At 53.9% G+C, this 7,801-nt stretch carries 6 protein-coding genes and 1 pseudogene; 3 read left to right on the top strand and 4 right to left on the bottom strand.

What is annotated here, in order from left to right:
• Nucleotides 1-182 (top strand): transposase (locus tag ACIQUI_RS20100; RefSeq protein WP_403201985.1); only part of this gene is annotated, 182 nt, incomplete at its 5' end.
• A 394-nt stretch (nt 183-576) separates the two neighbouring features.
• Here ACIQUI_RS20100 and ACIQUI_RS20095 read toward each other — a convergent pair.
• Nucleotides 577-984 carry a hypothetical protein gene (locus tag ACIQUI_RS20095; protein ID WP_312934166.1) on the bottom strand — a complete coding sequence of 136 codons (408 nt, stop codon included), beginning with the start codon at nt 982-984 and terminating at the stop codon, nt 577-579.
• Between the two features lie 517 nt (nt 985-1,501).
• Here ACIQUI_RS20095 and ACIQUI_RS20090 point away from each other — a divergent pair.
• Nucleotides 1,502-1,708 (top strand): annotated as a pseudogene (locus ACIQUI_RS20090) (hypothetical protein); the annotation flags it as partial.
• A 500-nt stretch (nt 1,709-2,208) separates the two neighbouring features.
• Here ACIQUI_RS20090 and ACIQUI_RS20085 read toward each other — a convergent pair.
• A complete protein-coding gene (locus ACIQUI_RS20085; protein ID WP_403201981.1) occupies nt 2,209-3,516 on the bottom strand; it encodes a tyrosine-type recombinase/integrase in 1,308 nt (435 codons plus the stop codon).
• Between the two features lie 1,538 nt (nt 3,517-5,054).
• Here ACIQUI_RS20085 and rfaD point away from each other — a divergent pair.
• Nucleotides 5,055-6,086, top strand: coding sequence for an ADP-glyceromanno-heptose 6-epimerase (rfaD, locus tag ACIQUI_RS20080; protein ID WP_403201978.1), 1,032 nt, complete (start codon nt 5,055-5,057; stop codon nt 6,084-6,086).
• 118 nt (nt 6,087-6,204) lie between these two features.
• On the opposite strand, the gene ACIQUI_RS20075 is transcribed toward rfaD, so the two are convergent.
• Together ACIQUI_RS20075 and ACIQUI_RS20070 are read right to left on the bottom strand one after the other, a co-directional pair.
• Nucleotides 6,205-7,419, bottom strand: coding sequence for a type II toxin-antitoxin system HipA family toxin (locus ACIQUI_RS20075; protein WP_403201976.1), 1,215 nt, complete (start codon nt 7,417-7,419; stop codon nt 6,205-6,207).
• A complete protein-coding gene (locus ACIQUI_RS20070) occupies nt 7,419-7,763 on the bottom strand; it encodes a transcriptional regulator (protein ID WP_403201974.1) in 345 nt (114 codons plus the stop codon). Before ACIQUI_RS20070 ends, ACIQUI_RS20075 begins: the two co-directional genes overlap by 1 nt.
• Between the last annotated feature and the right edge of the window lie 38 nt (nt 7,764-7,801).

Raw genomic sequence — 7,801 nt, 5'->3', positions numbered from 1 at the left:
CCAGGCTGTTCGATCGGCCCAAATACCGACAGCGCAACATCATCGAGCGCATGTTTGGCTGGCTGAAAGAGAACCGCAGGATCGTGACACGCTTCGACAAGCTCGCAAAAAGTTATGCCGCCATGGTCTCATTGGCTTGTTCCATGCGGTGTTTGCGACATCTCTTTTCGTACAGAGCCTAAGGTCGGGATCTAAAATCTAAGGTTTACTTTAATTTTTGCGGTTTTTGTCACGATTGGCTAGAGAATCTAAGCTATAGCTTAGTTTTCCCGCCGACTGCACCAAGGCGATGTGCCACAGCGGATGCGATGCCGGTCTGAAAATCAAGTATCCTGCTCCCAATCGGTTCGTTGCTTGGAGGGGGCGCCTTGAGGCCAGATATTCCCAGAGCTCTGACTGAAAAAGAGTTCACGGACATGATGCAGGAGTTCAAATTGGCAGGCCAATGGATGCAAGAGCAGTTGGCGCTGAGTCGTGCAGTTCAGAACACTGCCGACCCGAAGCATGCCAGTACTAGGCCCTCGGAACGGCAGGATGCTGCAGACTAGCGCAACGCAACCGTCGCCAATGGTCGATTCAAGCCCCGGCGATCCAACGCTCCATCTTCCCTTCAAACCCATCCGCGCAAAATTCCAGATTTAGCCAATAGTTTTGGTACACCTCATAGTCGAGCGCCGCTGCGATCCCGCGGTTCTCGGCGTTCAAAAAGCTCCATGCTCGATACATCCGGTGCTGCCAGTCGGTCTCTGTCACTAACCGGTTCGATGTGTTCCATGACCAACCGTCCTTCATAAGCGTTGTAACGAAGAACTCTGCAGCTGCATTCGCACAGCCGGCGTCGTGGGCAATCATTCTGTCCAGGATCGAATAGGATATGCCAATTGCCTGGAAAATCGATACCACTTGGCTGTCCAGTTTCTCACTAGATTGCGGAGCGTCTGAGGCACCAATCTGCTGCGGGATGAAGGCGAAAACGGAGTTCATGGTTGCGGCCTTTATTATTATTGTTTCATTTCATGGTGCACATGGAGCAAGCCTCGCCGCAACACATCGCATGATGTCTGCTCAGGCATTCCGAAGTGAAGTCATGAGGCAAGCGGAGCGCGCGAGCACGAGGATGGAAGCCCGGAGGGCCGAGACCCAGACGCAGTCGGGGCTTGGTTCACGACAGCCGTGCCGCAGGCCGTGCCCAGCCCTCAGGAGTTGCTGCGTCTGGTTTCACCGCAATACGTGATCGCGAACAAAGCGCCTCACCTGCATGCTTTCCCTAGTCATGAGCCGAGGTTTTCAGGGGCTTGGAGATCGGAGTACCGAAAGAGCACAAATGTACCCCAAAGGACTGATGACGACTCACCACCTCCATCTCGCTCATTGAGACTGCGTGGCTTCAAGCGCTTCATCGATTGACGATAAACTCCATGTAGCGATCCGTGTATCACTCCTGTGCAGCTTGCGAGCCATCTGAGGTGTCTTTGAAGCATCAGCTCACGAGATCTGCTTGATGCACCATAAGACACCAGACGGTCGCTACTTCGTAGTCAAAGGGCAGATATGGCGCTGCAGCAATCCCGCGCTATCTGATGAGGAGCGTCAGCACCTGGTGCACGTACTGATGAAGGCGCGACGAGCCGTCAAAGAAGCGAAGGCATCGGAAGATGCAGATCAAATGCGTACCGCTCGAGCAGCTGTAGATCAGGCGAAGAGGGCACGAACTCATGCAGACTCGTTACGCGCTAGCATCGCAAATGGCAGCAGACGCTCGCCAAGCAATCGACAATAATCACAGCTCGACGCAGGCACACGTCCGGCGTGAGGCATAGCCAAAGCGGAGCACGCTTTCACATGAGCACTTTGTCCCTTGGTCAACACGACCGTTACCTAGAAGTGCTCGAGGCAGCTAAAAGCTTGTGTAACGGCGATCTTGATGCATCGATGCGCTGGGTGTCTCACACACTCAAAGCGCTTGATGGCAAAGCTTCTGCCAGCATGGTCGCAATCAGAAGTGATCTCGAATTGGCCCTTTTGCCCACGATGCTATCGCGGGCCAGGGCTTGGCGGACATCAAGGGTAGGTATCAACGCTCAGGCCGTTTTCCGCCGCCCCGGCTAACGGTACGCTGAAGCTCACGCAGGGAGACGCCCGGGCACTACTGTTGACGCTGTGATTAGTAGTATCAAGATGGTGACGCAAGAGCAGGGCAGCGCAGCATCAACCTCTGTCTCGCGTTCCTAAGTGCTTGACCGACCGCGCTCGCTCTTGATCATGTGAGTGGTAGTAAGTGTTCTGGGTAGTCGCCAGGTTGGAATGCCTCAGGTCGTACTGGAGATCCTTCGCGTTTCTGAACGGCGCATCAAAGGTCGCCGAGGTATGACGTAGCCAGTGCGATGATGCTACGCGCAGGCTGTCCATTTCATAAGGCTCACGTCCTTCTTCACGCATTCTGACGAGCGCTTGATCAAAAACGGTTTGGAGGAGGGCGCGCACCTGTCGATCCGAGAGGCCTGGGCGACCGCTCAGCGTTTTCAGGAGTGGAGTTTTCTCCTGATAAGTATGCAATGGACTCAGTCCAATGAAAGTACGGTACCTTGTGAGATACTTCGTTACATACTCATCACGCACTGCGATTTTTCCGGACTTGTTGCCCTTACCCACAACATGGAACCACCAGTTCCCATCAGCATCTAGACGAAAGTCCCCCATGGTGGGCTGCCAGTTTGTACGCCCTACGATGTCCGATATGCGCAAATACATGCTAAACATCGTAACGAGCACGAATAGGGTGCGCTCATGTTTTCTTGGGTCAGCAGCGGCCATGGATTCTGCAGTATCAATCACATAATCCCATTGCAAAGGGGTTAACGCCCGAGAAGTGCTGGGTTCTAGCTGAGATGAACTGTACTGCCCCTTTTTAGTAACCTTGCGAAACGGATTCGAACTAGTGATTTCTTCTTCCACTAGATATTCACAGAAGCCGTTTGCAATCTTAAATACATTGCTCATGCTACCGGTTGATGAGTGATAGTCGGTCGACGAATTGTCCACAAAACTTTCACTTAGGCTGCGATTTTGTTTCGGGGCGCGCAGTGTGAAAGGCTTCCATTTGGGGTTGGCCGCTAATTCTAGACCCGGTGGCTGATCAGCACTACTTAAAGCATCTTCTGAAATGAACCGATTACGAATGACTGGCCCAACCCAAGCGGCTGGCGGGTGCTTGCAAAACTCAAGATACGCTTCGGCATCAAGCCGTTTCAACTCGTGCACAGGCTTCTGGCGGACGATCAGCGCCCAGAGAAATAGCCGCTCAACGTGGCCTCGGTACGTGCTGTATGTAAGCGCGTTGTCGGCATAACACCTCAGATAGCCCCTGATGGCCAGGAACCCTGGAATGGCCTTGAGTTCGGGAGCAAAGCCTTCCAAAAATCGCGCTACGCTGGCGATCGATGGCCGGCCTACAGTGAAATCTTGATCAACGAAATCACTGTGAGATTCAAATATGGGCCGGGGATTGCAGGTCATCTTACATACCGTATAAGGCCGGTCGACGTCAGCAATTGAAACTTCCTAATCTGGCTGTTTTAGGAAGTTTTCACTTCCTGCACCGCCCGCTTCAATCACTCACTTCAATCGACTGGCCATAGTTAATGGGAATTGCCGGATAGTAGCGCCAAGTTTGGCCGGCCGCAACCTTGACAAATTTTGAGCCCATCGACACCACCCGTCAGTGACTATCATGCTTGCTTGACATATGACAAGAAACGCACTAGGCCATATTCGGAGTTATGGATTTGCCCGACTGCGTCATATATGAGCAATTTGCATCTGGCAGCGTCAGACATTGGTAGTGCCTGCCGCTCAGATAAATCTCGGTTTATAAGAATATTGTTGCTTCCGCTTCAGGGGCCACCTTCGGGTGCAGGACTTAAGGAACTATGCGAATTTCCTCTATATTGTTTGCAGGATGAGGAAGGCTCTTTAAGGCTGTCTAATCACAGGCGTGAAGTGGCAATATAGGTATAAATACGCTTCGTCACCCCAATGTCCATTTCGCCCCCCCCCCCCCCCCCGAAAGTGTCCACATTAAAAGCTTATTAATACGAAAGTGTCTGCATTATTGTCGTGCAGGTCGATTTCGGAAAGTGTCCGCATTGACCGCAAATTACACCAAAGGCAGCAAAATCGGGGATCCCGCCTGGTGGTTGCTCAGGGCGGGCTTTGGAAAGTGTCCGCATTATCGTTGCGCTCTCGGGAAAACGGCTCGCAGCGTCGTTCGTGGATGAGCTGTGCGAAAGCTTTGCTGCTAAGCGGTTTCCAAGGAGCTGAATCCAGGATCGACATCGAGGGGACTGCTGTGAGGCCCGGAGCCCGTGGCTTGGGGCGCTTATCTGCTTGGCGTTGCGTCTCTTTGCGGGCCACAGGGGGCGTGTATTTGACATGGGGGCTGTGGCTCGTTGAGCGTTGAAAATAAGGAAAGTGTCCTGATTATGGGGTTCGGCGTGAGCCCAGGAAAGCGTCCGTATTAGGTGCAAAAAAACCTGGAGGCGTTGGATTTACTGGCTTGCAGGGGGGATTTTGCAAATCCCGCAGATTATTCAGTGTCCAGATAGCACAGAAAACCGGAGCAACGGTTCAAACGAGCGTTCTTTGACGAGCCCCAATGGATTCAGGGGTTTGCGGAAGGCACTCAAAGGCATATGTGTCCGCATTTCTGAGGTTTTTCGGCGTTCGGAAGCAACCCCAAGACGCTGGAGGCCTTGTGGGCTTTGGGTTGCGGGGGTTTTAGGGGTAGGAGTGTCCGTGTTTCGCAACGGCTACAGCGTGAATTAACATAGGATCGTGCGACTTGACATGGCGGACAGGTTGCGCTCAATATCAGATTTAACATAATACTCATTATGCGCCAATTCGTATTTCAGCATGAACCCATGGCCAGCCAGATTTGAAGCCAGCCCAAGCCCTCCATTCATCAAAACCGGCCCGGTCGTTGACCCAGGTTAACGTTGCCTCATTTTAACTTGATTAAAATGCAGGCTCCGCTTCCTTACGGGGATTCTGGCATGACCATCATCGTCACCGGCGCGGCTGGATTCATCGGTAGCAATCTCGTCCAGGCGCTTAACGAAAGAAATGAATCTGAGATTATCGCCGTCGACGACCTGACCGATGGCGATAAATTCCGTAATCTGGCCGACAGCGACATTGCCGACTACCTGGACAAAGACGACTTTCTCGAGCGTTTTGGTCGTGGCCAGTTTGGCAAGGTGCGCGCCGTGCTGCACCAAGGTGCGTGTTCGAGCACCGTCGAAGCTGATGGCCGTTTCATGATGGATAACAACTACCGATTCAGTCGTGAGTTGCTAACAGCGGCTCAACAGCAGCAGATTCCGTTGCTATATGCATCATCGGCAGCGGTTTACGGTGCAGGACGGGATTTTTGCGAACAGCGCGACTGTGAACGCCCGCTGAACGTCTACGGCTATTCCAAGTTCCTGTTCGATCAACAGGTGCGCCGGCAGTTGGCTGGCGCACGCAGCCAGATCGTGGGCCTGCGCTATTTCAATGTTTACGGCCCCCATGAACAGCATAAAGGTGCGATGGCGTCCGTGGCTCTGCACTGCTTCAGCCAGTACCAGGCCCACGGAAAAGTCAGCCTTTTTGGCAGTTATGGTGACTATCCCGGCGGTGGCCATCCGCGAGACTTCGTCTCTGTTGATGATGTGGTCAAGGTCAATATGTTCTTCCTCGACAACCCTCACTTGAGCGGGATTTTCAATGTTGGCAGCGGTCGCGCCCAGCCCTTTAATGACGTGGCTTTGGCAGTAATCAATCGACTGCGCGAGCAACAAGATCAACTGCCAATCTCGTTTGAGGTAGCCTTGCTTGAGGGTTTGCTCGAGTACAGCGAGTTCCCTGATCATTTGCGTGGCAAATACCAGTGCTACACCTGTGCCGACCTGGAGCGCTTGCGCGCTGCCGGTTACAAGGCACCGACGTTGACAGTCCAGCAAGGCGTGGCCCGCTACTGCGACTGGTTATTGAGCATCGAAAGCCCGCCGCCTGCTCCATTCAAGCAAGCGGCGGTAGCTTGAATTGCGGGATTACAATGAAATCCGGTGTTTTTGGCTTGGTTTATACATGTTTTTGCTGCGTTCTGCTAATAACTACACTAAATAGTCATTTAGCGTAGTTATAAAAGCATGCCGCTATTCACCTCATCATGCGCGCTGAGCTGGCTGCATCACAGGCCATGTCCAAGTCGGCACCTGAGAGGAATTGCGCGTAATGATCTTTCAATTCCAGTTCCCAGCCCGCGACCTCTTCAAGAAGTTGTTCGGCCTGATCTCTTGCAAGAGCAAAATGTGCATGGTGGCTAAGCAGGTTGCCCCGGCTGACCTGGCTGCCCTCGCGACCAACCGACATGGCCAAGGCTTTAGCAGGTCCCTCATCAAGCATGGGTAACACGTCGTACATCGGAGAAAGTCGCCACTTCCCGCCAACCCAGATTACGGCATGGTTACGCGGGTGATCATCGGAGTTGCCTGCCAAGGCGTTGTAGCACATGCGCTTGAACAGCTCTTGCAAGTCGGCGTCTGGTACGCCCCGCCGACGCATCTCGTCTGCCATGGCGGCATAGCGCCAATCTCTGTGGTGCGGGCCATTCCACTCAGAATCAAGCAAGGTCAGGCCGCTGAGCATTGGGATGCGCCGCGCCCCCTCGGCAATCGGTGTACGGTCAAAGCGTTCAATCAGCAAAGTGGACGGGCTTTCAGCATGCAGTGCGGTGCGCGCCACATTGATGCCCTTCCCCGCCGCAAATGTCATACACGCATACTCGATTGTCGGTAAGTCGTAATGATCAAATCGATCACGTGGCTTGGCCAGAATGAGCATCCCGTTGTCCTGAAGGGTGCGTTTCGGTCGTGCGCCACCTAATGCGGAACGTTGTTGACGGATATTCAGCGTGGCGGCCGACTCACGGTCAATTTGCCCGTCATACACCGCTTCGCAAGCAGCAATGAACTTTGCCAGGCCCTTCAGGTTCGGGATCGCACCCTCGCCGATACCTTCGGCAGGGGTTGTAGCACTGCCGGCCATCAGGTTGCCTACCCGGTCGTTGTTTGGTGACTTGAGCAGAAAGTCGATCGTGCCCAATTCCTGGCCATACGCGCGGTGCAGCAAACGTTCACCCCAACCATCGGGCATGGCGTCGTTGATGAAGCCAGGTACTCCGCGGTTTTTGGAAATACCTGAGTAAGCTTCGCGACGCAGCGGGTAGTTGATCGGGTCGGGTACCCAGCCTCCACGTGCCACCTGATCAGGGGCATACAGGAACTCGCCCAACTTGCCCTTGAGCGTGAGCCGGCCCAGGGTCACGACCTCACCTGTTTCCGGGTGCTCCATATAAATGTAGGCGCGGGACATCAGAACTCCTCGGGCTTGGGTTTCGCCAACCGCACGCGCCTGGCCGCGATGCCCTGATGTACATCGTCATCGGTGGTAAAGCGGGTGATCTGAGAGCTTGTTTCCAGGTCCTCCAGCGATGAGAACACCGTATCGCTGATGCCCAGCCGCCATAGCACCAGCATGAACGAACGCAGATCCACCAGCTCAGAGCCGCTCTCGATCTTGCGAAGCGTATGCGCCGAAACGTCGATGGCTGCCTTGAGATCGGCCTGGCGCAGGCCTAGGGTAAGTCGGCGTGCCTTCACCAGAAGCCCGATTTTATTGAGTGTATCGGCGCATGCGACTGGAAAGTAGCCGGGCATAATGGTCACCATCGTTAACACTAATTGATTTAAGGTTA

Origin of the sequence: Pseudomonas sp. NPDC090592 (assembly GCF_044769185.1) — a bacterium.
In the GTDB taxonomy this organism is placed as follows: domain Bacteria; phylum Pseudomonadota; class Gammaproteobacteria; order Pseudomonadales; family Pseudomonadaceae; genus Aquipseudomonas.
The sequence above is the reverse complement of the archived record's forward strand: the minus strand, read 5'-3'. Positions and strand labels throughout refer to the sequence as shown.

Excerpts from the sequence above, each read along its gene's own strand:
- ACIQUI_RS20095 (WP_312934166.1), bottom strand. The coding sequence starts at position 984 with ATGAACTCCGTTTTCGCCTTCATCCCGCAGCAGATTGGTGCCTCAGAC.
- ACIQUI_RS20085 (WP_403201981.1), bottom strand. The coding sequence starts at position 3,516 with ATGACCTGCAATCCCCGGCCCATATTTGAATCTCACAGTGATTTCGTT.
- ACIQUI_RS20075 (WP_403201976.1), bottom strand. The coding sequence starts at position 7,419 with ATGTCCCGCGCCTACATTTATATGGAGCACCCGGAAACAGGTGAGGTC.
- rfaD (WP_403201978.1), top strand. The coding sequence starts at position 5,055 with ATGACCATCATCGTCACCGGCGCGGCTGGATTCATCGGTAGCAATCTC.
- ACIQUI_RS20070 (WP_403201974.1), bottom strand. The coding sequence starts at position 7,763 with ATGCCCGGCTACTTTCCAGTCGCATGCGCCGATACACTCAATAAAATC.